Below are 20162 nucleotides of genomic sequence, written 5' to 3'. Positions count from 1 at the left end.
GTGGGGGGCATGGGTTCCATTGTGTCGGACGCGCAGCCGTCATGCAGGCTTCATCGGACGGTCACGCCCCCGTCGCCGTCCCGTCCTCCGCGCCGCTGAGCCGCCTGCCTAGCCTGGGGCCATGACCCGCGTGCCCCCCGCCCACGGACATCGCCCGGCCCTCCGCGACTCCACCGGGACGGTCCCCGGCCCGGGCGTCGAGCCGGGCGCCCGGCCCCGTCTCTCGGCCGAGGACCTGCTGGCCGCCCGGGACGCCCTGGCCCCGTTCGGCCGGCTGAGCCGGCAGGAGCCCATCGAGTGGGCCGCCGAGGAGCCCCTCGCCCCGGACCTGGCCGACTTCTACCGCTACGTGGGGCCGGAGTGGCTGGAGATCGACACCCTCGGCCTGCCCGTGATGTTCTTCCCGCTGGACCGCCTGTGGGACGAGCAGGCCGGCTACCGGTGGAACCACCGCACCGGTGCCCTGCTGGTGGACTGGAACGACGACTGGACGGTGGTGGCCAAGCAGGGCGCCGACCCGTTCATCCACGCGGCCTCCAGCGGCCAGGTGCTCATGGCCCCGGGAGACGAGGGCTGGGAGGACCGCCTGGACGAGCCGCGACCGGTCTTCCGCGACCTCACCGAGATGACCCGCGCGCTCGCGGCCGTGGGCACGGCGTGGGCGCGCTTCGACGACCCGTTCACCGCCGACTGGCATCTCACCGAGGAGGTGACGGCCGCCGTCGTCGCCGGCCTGGAGGAGGTGCTCGGCGCCCACGAGCGCGCCGTGGACCTGGCCCGAGCCCTCGGCTACCTCCGCGCCGTCTGAGCGTCGGCGCCGCCGCGGGAGCTCCACCCGCCGGCGCCCGTCGGACCGGGAGCCGAGCGCCCTTCCTAGACTGGCCGCATGAGCACCGCCCCCGCCCTGCCCCCGCTGCCCGGCGCGCCGGGCGGTCCCGCCCTGCCGAGCGTCGAGGAGCTGCTGGCCGACGCCGTCGCGGTCGCCTTGCCGATGCGCGTGCGGTTCCGCGGCACGGACCTCCGTCACGCCCTGCTGCTGCGCGGCCCGGCGGGCTGGGCCGAGTTCTCCCCGTTCCCGGAGTACGGTCCGCACGAGTGCGCCGCATGGCTGGCCGCCGCGATCGAGGCCGGCTGGCAGGGCTGGCCCGCCCCGGTCCGCCAGACCGTCCCCGTCAACGCCACCGTGCCCGCGGTGGCCGCGGACGACGTCGAGGCCGTCCTGGCCCGCTACGGCGACGGCATCACCGCGGTCAAGGTCAAGGTGGCCGAGCACGGCCCCGAGGGCGGGCTCGTCCCCGGCAGCCGCGCGGCCGACCTGGCCCGCGTGCGGCGGGTGCGCGCGCTGCTGCCCCACGCGCAGGTCCGCGTCGACGCCAACGCCGGCTGGACGCCCGCCGAGGCCGTCGACGTGCTCACCGCGCTGGCCGACGTCGGCCTCGAGTACGCCGAGCAGCCCGTGCCCGGCATCACCGACCTCGCGGAGGTCCGCGCGGAGCTGCGCGCCCGGGGTGTCCCCACCCCGATCGCCGCGGACGAGGCGGTCCGCAAGGCCGAGGACCCGCTCGCCGTCGCGGCCGCCGGGGCCGCGGACCTGATCGTGGTGAAGGTCCAGCCGCTCGGGGGCGTGCGCCGCGCCGCGGCGATCGTGGCGGCCGCGGGGCTGCCCGCGGTGGTCTCCTCCGCGCTGGACACCTCCGTGGGCATCGCCGGCGGCGCCGCGCTCGCCGCCTGCCTGCCGTCCCTGCCGCACGCATGCGGGCTCGGCACCGCGGCGCTCTTCGAGCACGACGTCGTCGCCCCGGCCTGGCGCCCCCGCGCGGGGGCCCTCCCGGCACCGGGGGAGCGGGCACCCGCCCCCGACCCGGACCTGCTCGACCGCGTCCGGGCGGACGGGGCGCGGCAGGCGTGGTGGGCCGACCGCGTGCGCGCGGCCCACGCGGTGCTGGCCGCGCAGGGCTGACGGGCCCGCCCGGTCCCCGTCCGCGCGGGGAAGGTGAGCCGGATTACAGCACGTCGACGGGACGAAATCCGGCGGCCGGGAAGAGTTCAACTCGCGGCCACCTGGGCGTGGCTCCCCGCTCGGAGCGAGGGGCCAAGGTGATGGCGGCCCCGGCCGGTCTCACCCCCGGGGTCACCTCCGGCCCGGCACCGGACCCCGAACCATCCCCACGACGCGAAGGACCCCGTCATGCTGAAGCGCCTCCTCCCCATGGCCGGCCACACCCGTGGCAACCGCTCCGCCGTCACGTGCGAGCTCAAGTGCGGCAATGCGTGCGCCCACCCGGTGCCCAACACCTCGGCGAACCCGACCTTCCAGCAGATCGCGGAGACCGCCATCTCGCGCCGCTCCGCCCTGGTCGGCGGCACCGGCCTCGCCGCCGCCGTCGTCATCGGCTCCCAGGTGGCCCAGGCCCCCGAGGCGCTCGCGGACAACGGCCGGCGCCCGACCGGCGGCGGCAAGCTCCCCTTCGAGCCCATCGCGCCGGTGAGCCGCACCGTGGACACCATGACCGTGCCGGAGGGCTACGACTGGGGCACCGTGATCCGCTGGGGCGACCCGCTGTTCGCCGACTCCCCGGAGTTCGACATCGAGCACCAGACCGGTGCGTCGCAGGCCGCCCAGTTCGGCTACAACAACGACTACCTGAACATCATCTCCGACGGCGGCAACGACCGCTCCGGCTACCTCGTCTCCAACCACGAGTACACCAACGAGAACATCATGTTCTCCCCGGAGTACATCGCCTCGAACTTCGAGGACGTCGTCAACGTCGGCCTCCAGGCCCACGGCCTGTCGATCGTGGACCTCCAGCGCGCCAAGCGCGGCGCCCAGTGGGAGTACGTCCGCGGCGGCCGCCGCAACCGCCGCATCACCGGCACCACCGAGTTCGAGGTCCGTGGCCCGGCCGCCGGCCACGCGCTGCTCAGGACCGTCGAGGACCCGACCGGCACCCGCGTGCTGGGCACCCTGAACAACTGCGCCGGCGGCACCACCCCGTGGGGCACCGTGCTCTCCGGCGAGGAGAACTTCAACCAGTACTTCAAGGGTCGCGGCACCGCCGAGGAGAAGCGCTACGGCATCTCCGCCTCCGCCACCAGCCGCGGCTGGGAGAAGGTCCACGACCGGTTCGACCTGACCAAGCCCGGCTACGAGAACGAGGCCAACCGCTTCGGCTGGGTCGTCGAGATCGACCCCGAGGACCCGACCTCCACGCCCGTGAAGCACACCCTCCTGGGCCGCTTCAAGCACGAGGCCGGCACCGCCGTGATCTCGCCGTCCGGCCACGCCGTGGTCTACTCCGGCGACGACGAGCGCCACGACTACCTGTACAAGTTCGTCTCCGCCGAGAAGGTCCGGGAGGGCGACAAGAAGCACAACATGCGCCTGATGGACAAGGGCACCCTCTACGTGGCCAGGTTCTCCGGCGACTCCCCGGCCGCCCAGATCGACGGCAGGGGCACCCTGCCCTCGGACGGCGCCTTCGACGGCTCCGGCGAGTGGATCGCCCTGGCCGACGAGAAGACGTCCTTCGTCCCGGGCATGTCCCTGGCCGAGGTCCTCGTCTACACCCGCCTCGCGGCCGACAAGATGGGCGCCACCAAGATGGACCGCCCGGAGGACGTCGAGACCAACCCGGTCACCGGCAAGGTCTACGCGGCCCTGACCAACAACACCAAGCGCACCGCCGTGGACGAGGCCAACCCGGTCATCGGCAACCGCGACGGCCACGTCCTCGAGATCACCGAGCAGGGCGGGGATCACACCTCCACCGCCTTCACCTGGGTCATCCTGCTGCTCGCCGGCGACCCGGCGGTCTCCTCCTCGGCCTACTTCGCCGGCTACCCGAAGGAGAAGGTCTCCCCGATCTCCTGCCCGGACAACCTGGCGTTCGACTCCGAGGGCAACCTCTGGATCTCCACCGACGGCCAGCCCGGCACCATCGGCTACGCCGACGCGCTGCACAAGGTCACCCTCGACGGCGCCGAGCGCGGCCGCGTCCAGCAGTTCCTCGCCGTCCCGCGCGACGCCGAGACCTGCGGCCCCGTGATCCACGACCGCGACAACTCCGTGTTCGTCAACGTCCAGCACCCGGGCGAGGACGGCACCTGGGGCGCGCACACCTCCTCCTTCCCGGACTTCCTGAGCCCGACCGGCCCGGTCCAGGTGGGCGACAAGGTCGCGGCCCCGCGTCCGTGCGTCGTCCAGGTGTTCAACGCCACCGGGAACAACGGCATCGGCAAGGGCGCCGGCAAGGAGAAGGGCAACAAGGGCAAGGGCAAGGGCAACGGCAAGGGCCCGAAGGGCTGACCCCCGCCTCCGCGAGGACCCTCGACGAGGCCGTCACGGCCGGCGCCACCGCGTCACCGTGGCGGCCTCTCCGCGTCCGGGGCCCGTCCGCGCCCGGGCCTAGACTGGTGGCCACCATGACCTCCGTCGACTCCCTCTCCGTGGCGCGCGCCGTCGCCACCGCCCTGATCGACGCCGGCATGCGGGACGCGGTGGTCTGCCCCGGCTCCCGCTCCGCCCCGCTGGCCTACGCGCTCGCGGTCCTCGAGCGCGCCGGCGAGGTCCGCCTGCACGTGCGGGTGGACGAGCGCTCGGCCGGCTTCCTCGCCCACGGGCTCTCGCTGGCCTCGGGGCGCCCGGTGGGCGTGCTGACCACGTCGGGCACCGCCGTCGGGAACCTGCTGCCCGCCCTGATGGAGTCCTTCCACGCCGGCACGCGCGTGATCGCGCTGACCGCGGATCGTCCGCCCGAGCTGCACGGCACCGGTGCGAACCAGACCACGGACCAGAGGGACGTGTTCGGCACGCACGTCCGCCATGCCGCCTCCCTCGGCTGCGACGGGGCCGACGGCGTGGACGCCGAGCAGCATCTGCGCCACGTGCGGGCCACCGTGCGCCGGGCCCTGCTGGCGGCCGAGGGGGTCGTGGCCGAGACCGGCCCCGACGACGGCGGGCCCGGTCCGGTGACGATGGCAGAGGCCCCGGCCGGACCCGTCCACCTGAACCTGCACTTCCGCGACCCGCTCGTGCCGAGCCCTGAGGAGGCGGCCGCCATGGGCGCCGCCGCCGCGGCGCCGCACGCCCCTGTTCCGGCCGTCGCCCCGACCGGCGCGAGTCCGGCCCCCGCCGCCGCGTCGGCCTACCGGGCACCCGGGGCGGTGCTCTCGGGGCTGCCCGAGCTGGACGTCGCCCGTCTGGACCAGCGGCGCACCGTCGTGCTGGCCTGCCACGACGCCGGCCCCGCGGCCGCCGCCTTCGCGCTGTCCCTGGGCCTGCCCCTGCTGGCCGAGCCGTCCTCGAACGCGCGGTTCTCCGCCAACGCCATCGCCGCGTATCCGCTCCTGCTGGGCGCGGCCGGTGGCCGCGACGCGGACGCACACCCCCTGGCCGCACGCATCGAACGGGTCGTGCTGTTCGGTCGGCCCACGCTCACCCGGACGGTCAACGCGCTGCTGGCCCGCCCCGACGTCGCCACGGCCCTGCACGCCCCCGAGCCCGCCCCGTGGTTCGAGCCGGGCCGGCGCCGGGAGACGCCCGTGGAGACCCTCGAGGAGCTCGCCGCCTTCGCCGGGCAGGGCGAGCCCGGCTGGCTCGCCGCGTGGCAGCACGCCTCGATGCGCGCCCAGGCCGCCGTGGAGGACGTGCTCGTCACCACCGACGCCGGCGACCGGCTCAGCCCGCAGACGGTGGCGCACGTGAGCGCCGCCATGGTCCGGGGCCCGCTCGTGCTGGGCTCGTCCTCGGTGATCCGGGACGTGGACCTGACCTGGCGGCCCCCCTCGGCGCCGGACGCGGAGGTGTACGCCAACCGCGGGCTCGCCGGGATCGACGGGACCGTCTCCACGGCCGCGGGCGTCGCACTGGCGCGCGGACGGCGGACCGTGGCCCTGCTCGGCGACCTCACCGCCCTGCACGAGGCGGGCGGCCTGCTCGTGGGCCCCACCGAGACCGAGCCGGACCTCGACCTCGTGGTCGTCAACGACGACGGCGGCTGGCGCGTCATCCGCGGCCTGCGGCTGCGCGCGGGCGAGCGCAGCGTGGACGTGCCGTGGGCGCCCACCCAGACCTGGCCGGACTACGCGCTCACGCGCACCCGCCGCGATTTCGACGCCCTCCTGGCGGACCTGGCGCGCACCCGCGGCGCCGAGGTCCGCGAGCGGCACGCCGTCACCGGCGTCGTGCAGGACGAGGCCGGACGCGTGGTCGGGCTGGACGCGGAGCTGATCGCGCCGAACGGACGCAAGACCGGCCAGACCGCCCGCTTCACCGCGCCGATCGTGCTCGCGTGCGACGGCGTCTCGGCCCGCGCCGCCGTCTCCGCGGGCCTGCACCGCCGCGAGGACCGGCCCATGGGCGTGGCCGTGCGGGCCTACTACACCGCCGGTGCCGCCGTCGACGGGGCGATCCCCGCCCCGCCCGGTGACCGGGGGGAGTGGATGGAGTCCTGGCTGCGCCTGCCGGACGCCGAGGGCAACCCGCTGCCCGGCTACGGCTGGCTCTTCCCGCTGGCGGACGGCACCGTGAACGTGGGCCTGGGCATCCTGGACACCTCCCCGCAGTTCGGGAAGCTGGACTACCGCGGGCTGCTGAAGTCCTGGACCGGGGCGCTCACCGCGGACTGGGGGATCGCCGAGCAGACGCGCACCTCGCGGATCCTCGGCGCGGCCCTGCCGATGGCGTTCAACCGCACCCCGCAGCACGTGCCGGGCATGCTCCTGGTGGGCGACGCGGCCGGCATGGTGTCCCCGTTCAACGGCGAGGGCATCGGGTTCGCGATGGAGGCGGCCCGCCTCGCCGCGGACCTGGCGGTGCAGGCGCACGCGGCCGGGACCGACGGCGCCGCGGACGCGATCCTGTCCCGTTACCCGGTGATCACCCAGCACCTGTGGGGCCGCCACTTCGCCCTCGGCGCCCGGTTCGCCCGCCTGATCGGCGATCCGCGGGTGATGAAGGCGGCGCTGGGCGCCGGGATGGCCGCACCCCCGCTGCTGCGGGCCGCGGTGAAGGTCATGGGCAACACGGTGGACGCGCGGGGCGGCGACGCCGTCGACCGGGCCGTCCGCGTGCTCGAGGCGCTCACCCCCGCGCTGACGACCGCGGGCGGCGCGCCGTTGGGTAGGCTTGCCCGGTGACCACCGCAGACCCCGGCTTCGCCCTGCCCTCCGGCTTCGAACCCCTCGCCGAGCACGGCCGTGTCCTGGAGGTCGTGCTGACCGCGCTCGAGCAGGTCGAGGAGCAGCTGGACACTGCCCTCGGCTTCGACGACCTGTTCTCCGACACCGCCGCCCACCACCTGATGGCCGCCGGCGGCAAGCGGGTCCGTCCGGTCCTGACGGTGCTCGCCTCCCTCCTGGGCGACCCCGCCCTGGCCTCCGGCGAGGTCGCCGACGTGGACGCGCCCGCCCGCCAGGCCGCCGTCGTGATGGAGCTGACGCACCTGGCCACGCTGTACCACGACGACGTGATGGACGAGGCCCCCGTGCGCCGCGGCGCTCCCGCCGCCCACCGGCTGTGGGGCAACTCGGCGGCGATCCTGGCCGGCGACCTGATCTTCGCCCGCGCCTCCCAGCTCATGGCCGAGCTGGGCCCGCGGCCCGTGCAGATCCAGGCGGACACCTTCGAACGCCTCGTGCAGGGCCAGCTGTGGGAGACCCGCGGCCCGGCCGAGGGCGCGGACCCGATCGAGCACTACTACGCGGTGCTCTCCGGCAAGACCGGCTCGCTGATCGCCGCGGCCGGCATGCTCGGCGCGCTGCTGGGCGGAGCCGACGAGGCCGCCGTCCAGGTGATGCGCGCCTACGGCGAGAAGGTGGGCCTGGCCTTCCAGCTCGCCGACGACCTGATCGACCTCACCGGCGACGCCGAGCGGATCGGCAAGGTCCCCGGCACGGACCTGCGCGAGCGCGTGCCCACCCTGACCACGCTGCTGCTGGCCCGCGCCGCGCAGGGCGAGGGGCCGGAGGCCGAGGACGCCCGCCGGGTGCGCGCGCTCGTGGACGGGCCGCTCGACACCGACGAGCAGCTGGCCGCCGCCGTCGCCGCGCTCACGGGCCACCCCGCCATCGACGAGGCGTGGGCGATCACCCGCGGCTGGGCGGAGCAGGCCAAGCAGGCGCTCGACCCGTTGCCGGACTCCGCCGTGAAGGCGGCGCTCGAGGCGTTCGCCGACTACGTGGTCGGGCGCTCGGCCTGACGCGGCGGTCCGGGGCGGCCGCTCAGTCCAGGCGGGTCGGGGCGGGGTCCAGCGCGGCCGCGAGCTCCCGGGCCTTGAGGGCGCGGACCTCCGGGGCCACCGGGTGGCGCAGCTGCCGGTAGAGCAGGTCCCCCTCGAAGCGCGGGAAGACGTGCAGGTGGTAGTGCCACACGTGCTGGTTGCCGGCGGGTTCGTTGTGCTGGCGCGTGGAGATTCCCTCCGGGGCCCACGCACGCTTCATGGCCAGCGCCACCTGCTGGGCCATCAGGGCGATGCGCTGCAGCACGCGCGGGGGCAGGTCGTAGAGGTTCTCGTAGTGCTCGGCCGGGCAGACCATGGCGTGTCCCTCGTGCTCGCCGAACCCGTCCACGGCGATGAGCACGAGCAGGTCCTCGTCCTGGTAGACGGTGTCCCCGAGCTCGCAACGGTTGCCCGGGTCGGAGACGTCGCCGGCCACGAGCCCGCAGAACGGGCAGACGTAGCCGTCCGGGGCGTGGGAGACCGGGGCGGGCGCGGTCACCGGTCCGGCCCCTCGCCGTCGTCCTCGGGGTCCTCGAAGGTCCACGCGAGCAGGTCCGTGAGGAACTCGCTGAAGGTGCCGCCCTCGTCCTGCCACTCGCCCTCGGGGGCGTCGGCGCCGGCGGAGCGCCGCCACACCAGCGGGTCCGGCAACGCCAGGTTGTCCACCGGCAGGCCCCACACGACCGTCTCGTCCGCGTCCTCCAGGAACATGAGGAAGCCGTCCCGCACCTCGAGGTCCTCGGGGTCCCACACGTAGTGTTCCGTCTCCATGAGGTCCCCGCAGTTGCCCAGGGCGAGGTAGAACTCACGCAGGGCGGCCGGGATCATGAGTCCGGCGCCGAGCTGCTCCGCCGCGGGGGACTGGGCCAGCCGGGCGTCAACGTCGGCGGGGGCGAGGCCGTCGTCCTCGGCCCAGGCGTCGCCCAACAGGTCCGGGACGAGCCGCTGGAAGGCCGGGAGGTACACGGGGGCGGGGGGCTTGGCGGGCATGCCGCCAGTCTAGGCGTGCGCGCCCTGCCCGGCCCGGACCGCCCGACGCTGCAGGCGGGAGGCGTTCAGCTGGTCGAGGGTGAAGACCGCCAGCGAGAGCCAGATGAGCCCGAAGCCCGCCCAGCGGGCCGCGGGCATCTGCTCGCCGAGGACCGTGACCGCCACGAGGAACTGCAGGATGGGCGCCGTGTACTGCAGCATCCCGAGCGTGGTCAGCGTCAGGGAGCGGGCCGCCGCCGAGAACAGGATGAGCGGAACGGCGGTGGCCACGCCGAGCCCGGCCATGAGCCAGAAGTGGCCGGGCCCCTCGGTGACGGTCGTGAGCAGCCCGGCCTGCGCCAACAGCACGCTGCCCACCACGAACACGGGGATCAGCACCACGGTCTCGGCGGTCATCGCGGTCACCGCGTGCACGGGGGAGGGGAAGCGCTTCTTCACGAAGCCGTAGAGCCCGAACGAGGTGGCCAGCCCGAGCGCGATCCACGGCACCTGCCCCATCGCCGCGGACATCACGACGACGGCGGCCACCGCGATCCCGACGGCCACCCACTGGCCCCGCCGCAGCCGCTCCCCGAGGAACAGCACGCCGAGCAGGACATTCACCAGCGGGTTCATGAAGTAGCCGAGCGAGGCCTGGAGCACGTTGCCCGTGGTGACCGAGACCGCGTACAGCAGCCAGTTCACCGCGATGATCCCGGCGGCCAGCGCGGTGGCCCCCCAGCGGCCGGGCGTGGCCAGCGCCGTCCCCAGCTCGCGCAGCCGGCGCATCACGGTCAGCAGCACGAGGCAGAAGATCAGGGCGAAGCCGATGCGCACCACCACGATCTCCACGGCCCCGGCCGGCGCGAGCACCGCCATGTAGAGCGGCAGCAGGCCCCACACGAAGTAGGCGGTGAAGCCGAGGGCCAGCCCACGCGGGTCATCGGCCGGAGCCGGGGAGACGGTGGGCAGGGCACCGGTGTCGGGGGCGGCGCCGTCGGGGGTCACGCCGGGCCGGACAGCGGGGGAGGAGGGGCTCACGCGGACCACTGTACGGTCCGGGTGAGCACTCTCACCCAGGTTCCTCCCGGTCACGGAGGTAGACTGGGGGGTCGATCCCGCGCGCCGGTGCCGGGCCTCGCCCCGTGCTCCGCCGGCGTGACCCGCCGTCGTCGAAAAGGACCCACCCGCCGTGACCGTTCGCCCTGACCGCCCGTTGCGCATCGCCATCATCGGTGCCGGACCCGCCGGGGTGTACACGGCGGACATCCTGACCAAGGAGGAGCGGGACTTCCGCGTCAGCATCGACCTGTTCGACCGCTACCCGGCCCCGTTCGGCCTGATCCGCTACGGGGTGGCCCCGGACCACCCGCGCATTAAGGGCATCGTCACCGCCCTGCACAAGGTCATGGACCGCGGCGACATCCGGTTCCTGGGGAACGTGGACTACGGCACGGATCTGAGCCTGGCGGACCTGCGTCGGCACTACGACGCGATTGTGTTCTCCACCGGGGCGGTGCGCGACGCGGTCCTGGACGTGCCGGGGGTGGAGTTGGCCGGCTCGTTCGGTGGCGCCGACTTCGCCGCCTGGTACGACGGGCACCCGGACGTGCCGCGGCACTGGCCGCTGGAGGCCACGCAGGTGGCGGTGATCGGCAACGGGAACGTGGCCCTGGATGTGGCCCGGATCCTGTCCAAGCACGCCGAGGACCTGCTGCCCACGGAGATCCCGGACAACGTGTACCGGGACCTGGCCGCCTCCCCGGTCACGGACGTGCACGTGTTCGGTCGGCGCGGACCCGCGCAGGTGAAGTTCACCCCGCTCGAGCTGCGGGAGCTGGCGCATTCCCGGGATGTGGACATCGTGCTGTACGAGGAGGACTTCGACTTCGATGAGGCCTCGGAGCAGGCGATCGAGGAGAACAACCAGGTCCGCACCATGGTGGGCACGCTGACGAACTGGCTGATGGAGCAGGAGGACCGTCAGCAGAGCGCCTCCCGCCGGCTGCATCTGCATTTCCTGCAGGCCCCGGAGCAGTTCCTGGACGAGGACGGGGACGGCCGGGTGGACGGTCTGCGGATGCGTCGGATGGAGCTCGACGGCTCCGGTGGGGTCCGCCCGACGGGGGAGACCGTGGACTATCCGGTGCAGGCGGTCTACCGGGCCGTGGGGTACTTCGGCTCGCCCGTGGAGGGGGTGGAGTTCGATGAGGTGCGCGGGGTGATCCCGAACGCGCAGGGCCGGGTGCTGGACGCGGACGGTGCCCCGGTGCCGGGTCTGTACGCCTCGGGGTGGATCAAGCGGGGCCCGGTGGGGTTGATCGGGCACACCAAGGGTGACTCCCTGGAGACGATCAAGCACCTGATCGAGGACGAGCCGGGGCTGTGGACGGCCCAGGAGCCCTCCGAGGAGTCGGTGATCGAGCTGCTCGAGTCCCGTGAGGTGCCGTACACCACGTGGGCCGGCTGGCATGCTCTGGATGACCACGAGAAGTCCTTGGGTGCGCAGGCGACGGAGGCCGGTCCGGTGGCGCGGGAGCGGGTGAAGGTCGTGGACCGGGAGGAGATGACCCGCATCTCCCGCGACGGGGCCTCCGTCCCGACCGTCTGATCCGGGGCGGGCCCTGGCCGCCCCGGCGCTAGGCTTCCGGGGTGGCCCGCCTCCTCGTCGACATCACCCCGCTGCGGGTCTCACCCGCCTACCGGCGGCTGTGGCTCGGCAACACGCTCTCGTACGTGGGCACGCAGCTCACGCTCGTGGCGGTGTCCCTCGAGGTGTTCGCCCTGACCGGCTCCTCGTTCGCGGTGGGCCTGCTCGGCCTCGCCGCGCTCGTGCCGCTCGTGGTCGCGGGCCTGTACGGCGGCGCGATCGCAGACCGGCACGACCGCCGCCGCGTCGCGCTGACCTCGTCGGCCGTCATGTGGCTGACCACGGTCGGCATCGCCGCGCAGGCCTGGGCCGGGCTCGAGTCGGTGCCGGTGCTGTACGCCCTCGTGGCCCTGCACTCCGGCGCGTCCGGCATCAACCAGCCCACCCGCGGCGCGATCATCCCCGCGCTCGTGGGCCTGCCGCTCGTGCCGGCGGCGAACGCGCTGAACATGATGACGTTCTCCGTGGCCCTCATGGTCGGCCCCATGCTGGGCGGCGTGCTCGTGGGGGCGGTCGGCTACGCGTGGACCTACTCGATCGACGTCGTCACCTTCCTGGCCGCCCTGTACGCCGTGTGGCGGCTGCCGTCCCTGCCGCCGCAGCAGGCCGAGGCCGCCTCGGGCGCGCGCGGGGGCCTGGCCTCGGTGGTCGAGGGCCTGCGCTTCCTCGGCTCGCGACCGAACCTGCGGATGACCTTCCTGGCGGACATCGTGGCCATGACGACGGCGTTCCCGCGCGCCCTGCTGCCCGCCATCGGCGCCGTGGCGCTCGGCGGCGGTGAGGCCGCCGTCGGGGTGCTGCTGGCCGCGATGGCGGCGGGCGCGTTCCTCGCGGGGCTGTTCTCCGCCCCCTTCACCCGCCTGCACGCGCAGGGCTGGGGCGTGTACGTCTCGATCCTCGTGTGGGGCGGGGCGGTGGCCGCGTTCGGCGGCGTGGTCTGGTGGGCACGGCCCCTGCCCGACGGCGATCCCCGCCTCACGCTCGCGTTCGCCCTCGCCGCGCTGTGCATGGCCGTGGGCGGGGCCGCGGACTCGCTCTCCGGCGTCTTCCGCGGCTCGATCCTGCAGTCCGCGACCCCGGACCATCTGCGCGGCCGGCTGCAGGGCGTGTTCGTCGTCGTGGTGGCGGGCGGGCCGCGCCTGGGCGAGCTGATCACCGGCGGCGCCTCCGTGGGCCTGGGGGAGGGGCCGACCCTGCTGGCCGGCGGCGTGCTGTGCATGCTCGGCGTGAGCGCGCTGATGCGGTGGCAGCCCGGCTTCCCGCGCTACGACGCACGGAACCCCACGCCCTGAGCGGGCGCGGGGTTCCGTGGCGGTGGCGAGGCGGGAGGCTGCGAGCCAGCGAGCGCCGAGCCGGACGTCTCTGCCCGTGAGCCAGATGATTCTGCTGCGGATCGGGCCGCGAGACCGCCGAATCGTCTGGCTCGCGGCGGCCTGAGCCGCCGTCCGCGGGAGCCACCACGACGACGGCGGCCGGCGGGTCAGCGGTCGCGGTCGGCCTGGAGCGTGGCCGGGACCGCGCCACCCAGGCGCGTCCAGTGGCGGACGAGGTCCTCGTCCGGGGCCGCCTGAAGCGTCTCGCGGGCCGCCTCCTCCGCCTTCTTGATGCGGCGCTCCAGACTCTGGTCCGCGCCCTCGTAGGCGGCCGCGTGCCGGTGGGAGCGCAGCGATCCGACGTCCTCCGTGCGACGTTCCACCACCGCGAGCTGCTCGGCGATCGCGTCCTGGTTGGCGCGCTGGGCCTTCAGGTTCGCGGGGGCGAGCACCTGGGCCACGAACCCGTGGTCGAGGAGGAGGCCGCGCGGGGCGGCGACGCCGTGACGCAGCGCGAGGTCCACATGGTCGTCGAAGGTCAGGAGCATGGCGGCCTTGGTGAACTTCAGGTCGTCGACCGGGCGGCCGTCCACGCGGGCCCGGGCCCGCGCCCGGCCGATCGTGGTGTCGGCGGACCACACGGCCCCGCGAGGGTCGATCAGGTACAGCATGGGGACTCCTGGTGGGATCGGAGGGGAGGCGGCGTGCGGATCAGCGGAAGTTCACGAACTGCAGGTCCGCGTCCTCGAAGTCCTTGAGCATCGCGATGACCGACTGCAGGTCGTCGCGGGACTTGGAGGACACGCGCAGCTCGTCCCCCTGGATCTGGGCCTTGACGGACTTGGGGCCCTCGTCGCGGATCAGCTTCGTGATCTTCTTCGCGGTGGGCTGGTCGATGCCCTCCTTCATCGTCGCCTCGATGCGGTACTCCTTGCCGGAGGCGAACGGGGCGCCGGCGTCGAGGGACTTGAGGGAGATGCCGCGCTTGACGAGCTTGGACTCGAACACGTCCTTGACGGCCTTGACGCGCTCCTCGGAGGAGGCCTTCATGAGGATCTTCTCGCCGGAGAAGTCGATCTCGGCGCCGACGCCCTTGAAGTCGTAGCGCTGGGCGATCTCCTTCTGCGCCTGGTTCAGGGCGTTGGACACCTCCTGGCTGTCCACCTTGCTGACGACGTCGAACGTGGAATCGCTGGCCACGGGTGCTCTCCTTCAGGGTCTGCGGACGGGGTGCGCCCCTCGACGACGGCCACTGCGGGGCCGCGCGGGGCGCTCTGCGGGCCAGCCTACCGGGGACGGCGGACGCGGTCCCGGGCCGATTGGCGGCGTTGCGCGGGGATGCTGTAAAGTCGACTCTCGCCCGACCGGTGCGGTCGTCCTCGAGACGCCCAGCAGCCGCCGGGTGGCACGGCAGATTTCCCGAGCGGCCAAAGGGGGCTGACTGTAAATCAGCTGGCACTGCCTTCACTGGTTCGAATCCAGTATCTGCCACCGGAACGAAGACCCCGGGACCACACGGTCCCGGGGTCTTCTGCCGTCCGGGGCCGTGGCACGCCCCGCGCCCCCGCCCCGGGAGGTGGCGGCCTCCCGCCCGGCGACGTAGCCTGCCTGTGGTCCGTGTCACATCCGATGCCCTCTGCGGTCCGGCGGCGGCACGGCCGTGCATCGTGACGCCGTGCGGCGTCGCCCGACCGTCCGCGAGGAGCGCCCGATGACCGAGTCCACCGCCCCCGAGTCCTTCACCCAGGGACCGACCGACGTCGAGCTGCTCGAGCAGACTCTGGCCCAGAACCTCGACGACACCGCCCGCCGGTTCGCCGACCGCGCCGCGCTCCTGGAGTGTGGACCGGACGGGGACCCGGCCACCGGCCGCACCTGGACCTACAGGCAGCTGCGTGAGGAGTCCGTGACGGTGGCCAAGGCGCTCATGGCCGCGGGCTACGAGGCGGGGGACCGGATCGGCATGTGGAGCCCCAACGTCGCCGAGTGGGTCTCGCTGCTCTACGGCGCGGCGCGTGCCGGCGTCATCCTCGTGAACCTCAACCCGGCGTACCGCGCCCACGAGCTGACCTACGTGGTCGAGCAGTGCGACATGCGCGGGCTGGTGGTGGCCTGCGCGGACGCACGCATGGACCCGCCCGCCACCGCACGCGCCGTGGCCCGTGAGTCGGCGCCGCACCTGCGGCAGCTGATCATGCTGCCGGCCGGGAGCGGCGAGGACGCCTACGCGCACGTGCAGGCCGGCGACGTGGCCGGCCGGCACGCCGCCGATCCCGTGGCCGAGGGCACGTGGGCCGACTTCCTGGCCGGGGCCGCGCGGGTCTCGGACGAGGACCTGGCCGTGCGCGAGGCCGCCACCCGGCCGGCGGACCCCGTGAACCTGCAGTACACCTCGGGCACCACCGGCTTCCCCAAGGGCGTCACGCTGACGCATCGCAACGTGCTGAACAACGGCTTCCACATCGGTGAGCTGCTGGGCTACACGGAGGAGGACACCGTGGTGATCCCGGTGCCGTTCTTCCACTGCTTCGGCATGGTGATCGGCGTGATCGCCACCGTCTCCCACGGCTCGCTCGCCGTCATCCCGGCGCGCAGCTTCGAGCCGGTCTCGGCGCTGCGGGCGGTGGCCGCCACCGGTGCGACGAGCCTGTACGGCGTGCCGGCGATGTTCATCGCCATGCTCGCCCGGCCTGAGGCGGACGCGTTGGACCTGTCCACGCTGCGCACCGGCGTGATGGCCGGCTCCACGTGCCCCGTCGAGGTGATGAAGAAGGTCATCGACCGGTTCCACATGTCCGAGGTCGCCATCTGCTACGGCATGACGGAGACCGCGCCCGTGTCCACCATGACCCGCCGCGACGACTCCCTGGAGGTGCGCACCCAGACGGTCGGCCGGACCATGCCGCACGTGGAGACGAAGATCGTTGAACCCGTCACCGGCGACATCGTGCCCCGCGGGGCCACGGGCGAGCTGTGCACTCGCGGCTACTCCGTGATGCTCGGCTACTGGGACGCCCCCGAGAAGACCGCCGAGGTGCTGGACGCCGACGGCTGGATGCACTCCGGCGACCTCGCCTCCATGGACGAGGACGGCTCCGTGCGCATCGAGGGCCGCATCAAGGACCTCGTGATCCGCGGTGGCGAGAACATCTCCCCGCGCGAGGTGGAGGAGTTCCTCTACACCCACCCGGACATCCAGGACGTCCAGGTGGTGGGCGTGCCGGACGAGAAGTACGGCGAGCAGCTCATGGCCTGCGTGATCATGAAGGACGGCGTCGAGCCGCTCACGGTGGACGCCGTCCGCGAGTTCGCCGCGGGCCGGATCGCACACTTCAAGATCCCGGCCCACGTCCGCGTGCTCGACGCCTTCCCCATGACCGTCTCCGGCAAGGTCCGCAAGGTCGAGCTGCGCGAAGAGGGCGCGAAGGTCGTCCAGGCCCAGGCCCAGGCCCAGGCCCAGGCCCAGAGCGTGGGCTGACGGCGGCCGTCACCCTCAGGCGGCGGGCAGCGGGAACACGTCCCAGATGGTGCAGACCGCCTCGGGGGCGGCGCCCAGGATGGCGGCACGGTAGGTGGTCGACCACGCCCTCGGGTCGGCGTCGCGCAGGCGCCACGTGCCGTCGGTGAGCACCGCGTCCACGAACGCGGAGGTGTCGGCGGGGCTGCCGTCCTCGTGGACCAGGGGGCCGCGACGCAGGGCCTCGCCCAGGTCGCCCGCCCGGCCGACGGCGTAGAGCGCGGTCTCGTCCGTGTCCAGCACGAGGCCGCAGTCCTCCTCGAAGGCGGTGATCCAGGCCATCGCGTGCCGCATGGCCTCGTCCGGGTCGGGATGGCGGGTCACGATGAGCACGGAGCCACGCGCGCCCGGACGCAGGGAGCCGGGCGTGCCGGGGCCGTGCGGGTCGGGCTCGCGCGGGGCGGCGGCGGTGTGCGGGCGGGGCTCGAAGGCGGTGGTCATGGCGGTCTCCTCCCGGGTGGGGACGCATCAGGGTCCCGGCGGCGCCGCACCGGTCGGGGCGGCATCGCCCACGCTAGGAACCCGGGGCGGGCGGCCGGTCGGGCCCGGCCGGGCTGGGGAGGACACGCCGGGAGCAGCGGCCTGTGCAGGAGCGGACGGGCCGCGCGGACGCGCCGGCACGGCCTCGGCCACCCGGCGTCGCGTCAGTGGGCGCGGTGGTCGGCCGGGGCGAGCTTGGGCCCGAACGCCTGCTTGCGCTCTCCGGAGAGCCCGATCATCCGCACCACCCGCTGCCGGTGCCCGGCCCACGGCGCGAGCAGGCGGAGCATCCCGGCGTCGTCGGTCCGGCGTCCCGTGAGGACCTGCCCCACGAACTGCGCCAGGTGGTAGTCGCCCACGGAGACGAGGTCCGCCGCCCCGTGGCTGCGCTGCAGCGCCTCGGCCGTGGTCCACGGTCCGATCCCCGGCACCGACTCCAGACGCCGGGCCAGCGCGGCCAGCCCAGCCGTGTCCCCGGGGGCGACCGCGTCGCCGAGCCGGTCGATGCTCGCGGCCCGCCGGGCGACCTCCAGCACGGTCCGCGACTGGGAGGGCTGCACCCAGGCCCGCGCATGCCAGTCCCACGAGGGGATCCGCAGGACGGCGGCCGGGGTCGGCGGCGGCAGCATCCCCGGCGGCACCGGGCCGGGGGCGGGCCCGTCGTCGTCGATCCGGGCGGCCAGCCGCACGAGGGTACGCCAGCCGTGCCGCGCCTGGTCGTGGGTGACCTTCTGCTCGAGCACGACGGTGAGCAGCTGCCGGGACAGCGCGCCCGCTGCCGGCAGCCGCAGTCCGACCCGCGTCCGCCGCGCCTCGCGCACGTGCCGCGGCAGCGCGGGCGCGCCGGAGTCCGGCCGCAGCAGGGCGTCGAAGGCGCCCCAGCCGTCGTCGTGCAGGCCGAGCAGGCGTTCCACTCCGGCGACGGCGGCGCTCGCGCCCGCGCCCCACGCGCGGGCCGTCACCGCGGTGCCGCCCCCTGCGGCCTCCCGGGCACCGGAGACCAGCAACGACGTCGGCCGGCCCGGCCCGCCCGGCGCCGCGTCCGGGGCAGGGGAGCGCAGAATGAGCCAGACGCCCTGCGGTGTGGCGCGGACCGTGGGGTCGGCCGCGCCGCGCTGCAGGGGGCGCAGGGTGAGCGCGACGTCCACGGGGACGGGCACGCGCACGCGGCGCACGGCGTCCGGGGCGGTCATGCCCGCACCGTACACCCGGGCCCGGACAGGACGACGCCGGCCGTGACGGCGCCCACGCCGGGCGTTGCCCCGCGTGTCCGGAGCCCTCCTCCAGCGTCCGGCCGCTGGCGTAGCGTGGGGTGCGTGACTGAACAGACCCCCGCGCCCACCCCTGCGCAGCCCATGCAGTATGCCGAGAACGTCCTCGAGCTGATCGGGCGCACCCCGCTCGTGAAGCTGCACTCCGTGACGGAGGGTATCGAGGCCACCGTCCTGGTGAAGGTCGAGTACCTGAACCCCGGCGGCTCCGTGAAGGACCGCATCGCGCTGAAGATGATCGAGGAGGCCGAGCGCGAGGGCCTGCTCGGCCCGGGCGGCACCGTCGTGGAGCCCACTTCGGGCAACACGGGCGTGGGGCTGGCCCTGGTCTCGCAGCTCAAGGGCTACCGCACCGTGTTCGTCACCCCGGACAAGGTGGGTCAGGAGAAGCGGGACGTGCTCAGCGCGTACGGCGCCGAGCTCGTCGTCACGCCCACGGCCGTGGACCCGACGTCCGAGGAGTCCTACTACGGGGTCGCCGACCGCCTCGTGCGGGAGATCCCCGGGGCCTATCAGCCCAACCAGTTCTTCAACCCCGCCGCCCCGGCCTCCCACTACGAGACCACCGGCCCGGAGATCTGGGAGGACACGGCCGGACGCGTCACCCACGTCGTGATGGGCGCCGGCACGGGCGGCACCATCACGGGCACCGGCCGCTACCTCAAGGAGGTCTCGGCGGACCGCCCGTCCGGTCCCGTCCGCGTGATCGGCGCGGACCCCAGCGGCTCGGTGTACTCCGGCGGTGCCGGCCGGCCCTACTTCGTCGAGGGCGTCGGCGAGGACATGTGGGTGGACAACTACGACCCCGCGGTCCCGGACGAGGTCATCGCCGTCGAGGACGCCGACGCCCTGGCCATGACCCGCCGTCTCGCCGCCGAGGAGGGCCTGCTCGTGGGCGGCTCCTCCGGCCTGGCCGTCGTCGCCGGCCTGCGCGCCGCGCGCGAGCTCGGCCCGGAGGACGTCATGGTGATCGTGCTGCCCGACTCGGGCCGCGGCTACCTCGCCAAGATCTTCAACGACCCGTGGATGGACGAGCGCGGCTTCGACTACGACGTCCGCGAGACCGTGCTGCCGGCGTGGGCGCGCGGGCGCACCCGCTCGGCGGTCCCGCAGACGGACGACGACGGCGCCACGGGGGCCGCCGGCGGGGCCGGCACGCCCGTCGAGGCGCTCGAGCACGCCGACGCCGAGCCGGCGACCCGCGCGGGCGCCCCCGCCGAGGCCGACCGCTGGTCCGCGACGGCGGGGGAGCTGCTGGCCGAGAAGGCCGACCTGTTCCCCGGCTCCGTGCCCACCCTCGTCACCGCGGCCCCGACCACCTCGGTGGCGGACGCCGTCGCGACCATGAACCGGTACGGCGTCGACGCCCTGCCCGTGGTCCTCGAGCCCCGACACGACCTGCGGATCGGTGAGGTCCGCGGCACCGTCTCCGCGGCCGCGCTCGCGGACGCCCTCGCCGCGGGGCGGGCCACCGCGCAGACCCCCGTGGCCGACGTCATGGGCCCCGTGCTGCCCAGCCTGGGGGCGCGCACCCCGCTGCGCGCCGTCGCCCGCCGCCTCGCCCAGGACCCCGTGCTGCTGGTGCTCGAGGCCGGCCGCGTCCAAGGCGTCGTCACCCTGCACGACGTCCTCGCCCACGTCACCGCCTGAGGCCGGCCGCACCGGCCGCGCCCGCCCCACCCGACCCGATCTCTCCGAGGAGGCTCCCGAGATGACCGAGCAGAACGTCCACGAGGACCC

16 protein-coding genes, 1 tRNA gene and 1 pseudogene are annotated in these 20162 nt (G+C 74.4%); 11 read left to right on the top strand and 7 right to left on the bottom strand.

Features of this window, described 5'->3' with window-relative positions:
- Nucleotides 1-121: 121 nt before the first annotated feature.
- From J1M44_RS03280 to J1M44_RS03255, 6 genes and pseudogenes are all read left to right on the top strand, one after another.
- Nucleotides 122-808: a hypothetical protein gene (locus J1M44_RS03280; protein WP_206480540.1), complete on the top strand. Its 687-nt coding sequence runs from the start codon at nt 122-124 to the stop codon at nt 806-808.
- Nucleotides 809-886: 78 nt separating this feature from the next.
- On the top strand, nt 887-1960 hold the full coding sequence (locus J1M44_RS03275) for an o-succinylbenzoate synthase (RefSeq protein ID WP_206480537.1): 1074 nt from the start codon (nt 887-889) through the stop codon (nt 1958-1960).
- 228 nt (nt 1961-2188) lie between these two features.
- Nucleotides 2189-4309 carry a PhoX family protein gene (locus J1M44_RS03270; protein WP_206480535.1) on the top strand — a complete coding sequence of 707 codons (2121 nt, stop codon included), beginning with the start codon at nt 2189-2191 and terminating at the stop codon, nt 4307-4309.
- Nucleotides 4310-4425: 116 nt separating this feature from the next.
- Nucleotides 4426-6000: pseudogene (gene menD / locus J1M44_RS12000) on the top strand (2-succinyl-5-enolpyruvyl-6-hydroxy-3-cyclohexene-1-carboxylic-acid synthase); the annotation flags it as partial.
- Nucleotides 5977-7140, top strand: coding sequence for an FAD-dependent monooxygenase (locus J1M44_RS11995; protein ID WP_446724870.1), 1164 nt, complete (start codon nt 5977-5979; stop codon nt 7138-7140). The pseudogene menD and the gene J1M44_RS11995, both read left to right, overlap by 24 nt.
- Entirely contained in the window at nt 7137-8201 is a 1065-nt protein-coding gene (locus J1M44_RS03255) for a polyprenyl synthetase family protein (RefSeq protein ID WP_206480533.1), read from the top strand. Before J1M44_RS11995 ends, J1M44_RS03255 begins: the two co-directional genes overlap by 4 nt.
- Before the next feature lie 22 nt (nt 8202-8223).
- On the opposite strand, the gene J1M44_RS03250 is transcribed toward J1M44_RS03255, so the two are convergent.
- The 3 genes from J1M44_RS03250 to rarD are packed head-to-tail and all read right to left on the bottom strand — an operon-like array spanning nt 8224 to nt 10241.
- The gene (locus J1M44_RS03250) at nt 8224-8721 is read right to left on the bottom strand and encodes an HIT family protein (protein WP_136940352.1); all 498 of its coding nucleotides are present in this window, start codon (nt 8719-8721) and stop codon (nt 8224-8226) included.
- Entirely contained in the window at nt 8718-9212 is a 495-nt protein-coding gene (locus J1M44_RS03245) for a hypothetical protein (RefSeq protein WP_206480531.1), read from the bottom strand. The genes J1M44_RS03250 and J1M44_RS03245 overlap by 4 nt, the downstream gene beginning before the upstream one ends.
- 9 nt (nt 9213-9221) lie before the next feature.
- Complete coding sequence (rarD, locus tag J1M44_RS03240) at nt 9222-10241, bottom strand: EamA family transporter RarD (RefSeq protein WP_206480542.1); 1020 nt, start codon at nt 10239-10241, stop codon at nt 9222-9224.
- A 142-nt stretch (nt 10242-10383) separates the two neighbouring features.
- Here rarD and J1M44_RS03235 point away from each other — a divergent pair, with 142 nt between their 5' ends.
- Together J1M44_RS03235 and J1M44_RS03230 are read left to right on the top strand one after the other, a co-directional pair.
- Complete coding sequence (locus J1M44_RS03235; RefSeq protein WP_206480530.1) at nt 10384-11802, top strand: FAD-dependent oxidoreductase; 1419 nt, start codon at nt 10384-10386, stop codon at nt 11800-11802.
- A 41-nt stretch (nt 11803-11843) separates the two neighbouring features.
- Nucleotides 11844-13133 carry an MFS transporter gene (locus J1M44_RS03230; RefSeq protein WP_206480529.1) on the top strand — a complete coding sequence of 430 codons (1290 nt, stop codon included), beginning with the start codon at nt 11844-11846 and terminating at the stop codon, nt 13131-13133.
- Nucleotides 13134-13321: 188 nt separating this feature from the next.
- Here J1M44_RS03230 and J1M44_RS03225 read toward each other — a convergent pair whose 3' ends face one another.
- Complete coding sequence (locus J1M44_RS03225; RefSeq protein WP_065573576.1) at nt 13322-13825, bottom strand: hypothetical protein; 504 nt, start codon at nt 13823-13825, stop codon at nt 13322-13324.
- A gap of 40 nt (nt 13826-13865) precedes the next feature.
- Nucleotides 13866-14354, bottom strand: coding sequence for a YajQ family cyclic di-GMP-binding protein (locus J1M44_RS03220; protein ID WP_002856881.1), 489 nt, complete (start codon nt 14352-14354; stop codon nt 13866-13868).
- A gap of 209 nt (nt 14355-14563) precedes the next feature.
- Here J1M44_RS03220 and J1M44_RS03215 point away from each other — a divergent pair.
- Both J1M44_RS03215 and J1M44_RS03210 read left to right on the top strand, forming a co-directional pair.
- Nucleotides 14564-14645: transfer RNA gene (locus tag J1M44_RS03215), tRNA-Tyr, on the top strand.
- Between the two features lie 220 nt (nt 14646-14865).
- Complete coding sequence (locus tag J1M44_RS03210; RefSeq protein WP_206480528.1) at nt 14866-16632, top strand: AMP-binding protein; 1767 nt, start codon at nt 14866-14868, stop codon at nt 16630-16632.
- A gap of 15 nt (nt 16633-16647) precedes the next feature.
- Here the strand turns inward: J1M44_RS03210 and J1M44_RS03205 are convergent, their stop codons facing one another.
- Together J1M44_RS03205 and J1M44_RS03200 are read right to left on the bottom strand one after the other, a co-directional pair.
- The gene (locus J1M44_RS03205) at nt 16648-17112 is read right to left on the bottom strand and encodes a hypothetical protein (RefSeq protein WP_002856878.1); all 465 of its coding nucleotides are present in this window, start codon (nt 17110-17112) and stop codon (nt 16648-16650) included.
- Between the two features lie 203 nt (nt 17113-17315).
- Nucleotides 17316-18344 carry a DNA-3-methyladenine glycosylase family protein gene (locus J1M44_RS03200; protein ID WP_206480527.1) on the bottom strand — a complete coding sequence of 343 codons (1029 nt, stop codon included), beginning with the start codon at nt 18342-18344 and terminating at the stop codon, nt 17316-17318.
- Nucleotides 18345-18506: 162 nt separating this feature from the next.
- On the opposite strand from J1M44_RS03200, the gene J1M44_RS03195 reads away from it, so the two are divergent.
- Complete coding sequence (locus J1M44_RS03195; RefSeq protein WP_060775021.1) at nt 18507-20072, top strand: pyridoxal-phosphate dependent enzyme; 1566 nt, start codon at nt 18507-18509, stop codon at nt 20070-20072.
- The last annotated feature ends 90 nt before the right edge of the window (nt 20073-20162 follow it).

The organism is Micrococcus sp. KRD128, from assembly GCF_017168395.1.
GTDB classification, from domain to species: Bacteria; Actinomycetota; Actinomycetes; order Actinomycetales; family Micrococcaceae; genus Micrococcus; species Micrococcus luteus.
The sequence above is the reverse complement of the archived record's forward strand: the minus strand, read 5'-3'. Positions and strand labels throughout refer to the sequence as shown.

Coding starts and splice junctions, on each gene's coding strand:
- J1M44_RS03280 (WP_206480540.1), top strand. CDS start 122: ATGACCCGCGTGCCCCCCGCCCACGGACATCGCCCGGCCCTCCGCGAC.
- J1M44_RS03275 (WP_206480537.1), top strand. CDS start 887: ATGAGCACCGCCCCCGCCCTGCCCCCGCTGCCCGGCGCGCCGGGCGGT.
- J1M44_RS03270 (WP_206480535.1), top strand. CDS start 2,189: ATGCTGAAGCGCCTCCTCCCCATGGCCGGCCACACCCGTGGCAACCGC.
- J1M44_RS03245 (WP_206480531.1), bottom strand. CDS start 9,212: ATGCCCGCCAAGCCCCCCGCCCCCGTGTACCTCCCGGCCTTCCAGCGG.
- J1M44_RS03225 (WP_065573576.1), bottom strand. CDS start 13,825: ATGCTGTACCTGATCGACCCTCGCGGGGCCGTGTGGTCCGCCGACACC.
- J1M44_RS03210 (WP_206480528.1), top strand. CDS start 14,866: ATGACCGAGTCCACCGCCCCCGAGTCCTTCACCCAGGGACCGACCGAC.
- J1M44_RS03205 (WP_002856878.1), bottom strand. CDS start 17,112: ATGACCACCGCCTTCGAGCCCCGCCCGCACACCGCCGCCGCCCCGCGC.
- J1M44_RS03200 (WP_206480527.1), bottom strand. CDS start 18,344: ATGACCGCCCCGGACGCCGTGCGCCGCGTGCGCGTGCCCGTCCCCGTG.
- J1M44_RS03195 (WP_060775021.1), top strand. CDS start 18,507: ATGCAGTATGCCGAGAACGTCCTCGAGCTGATCGGGCGCACCCCGCTC.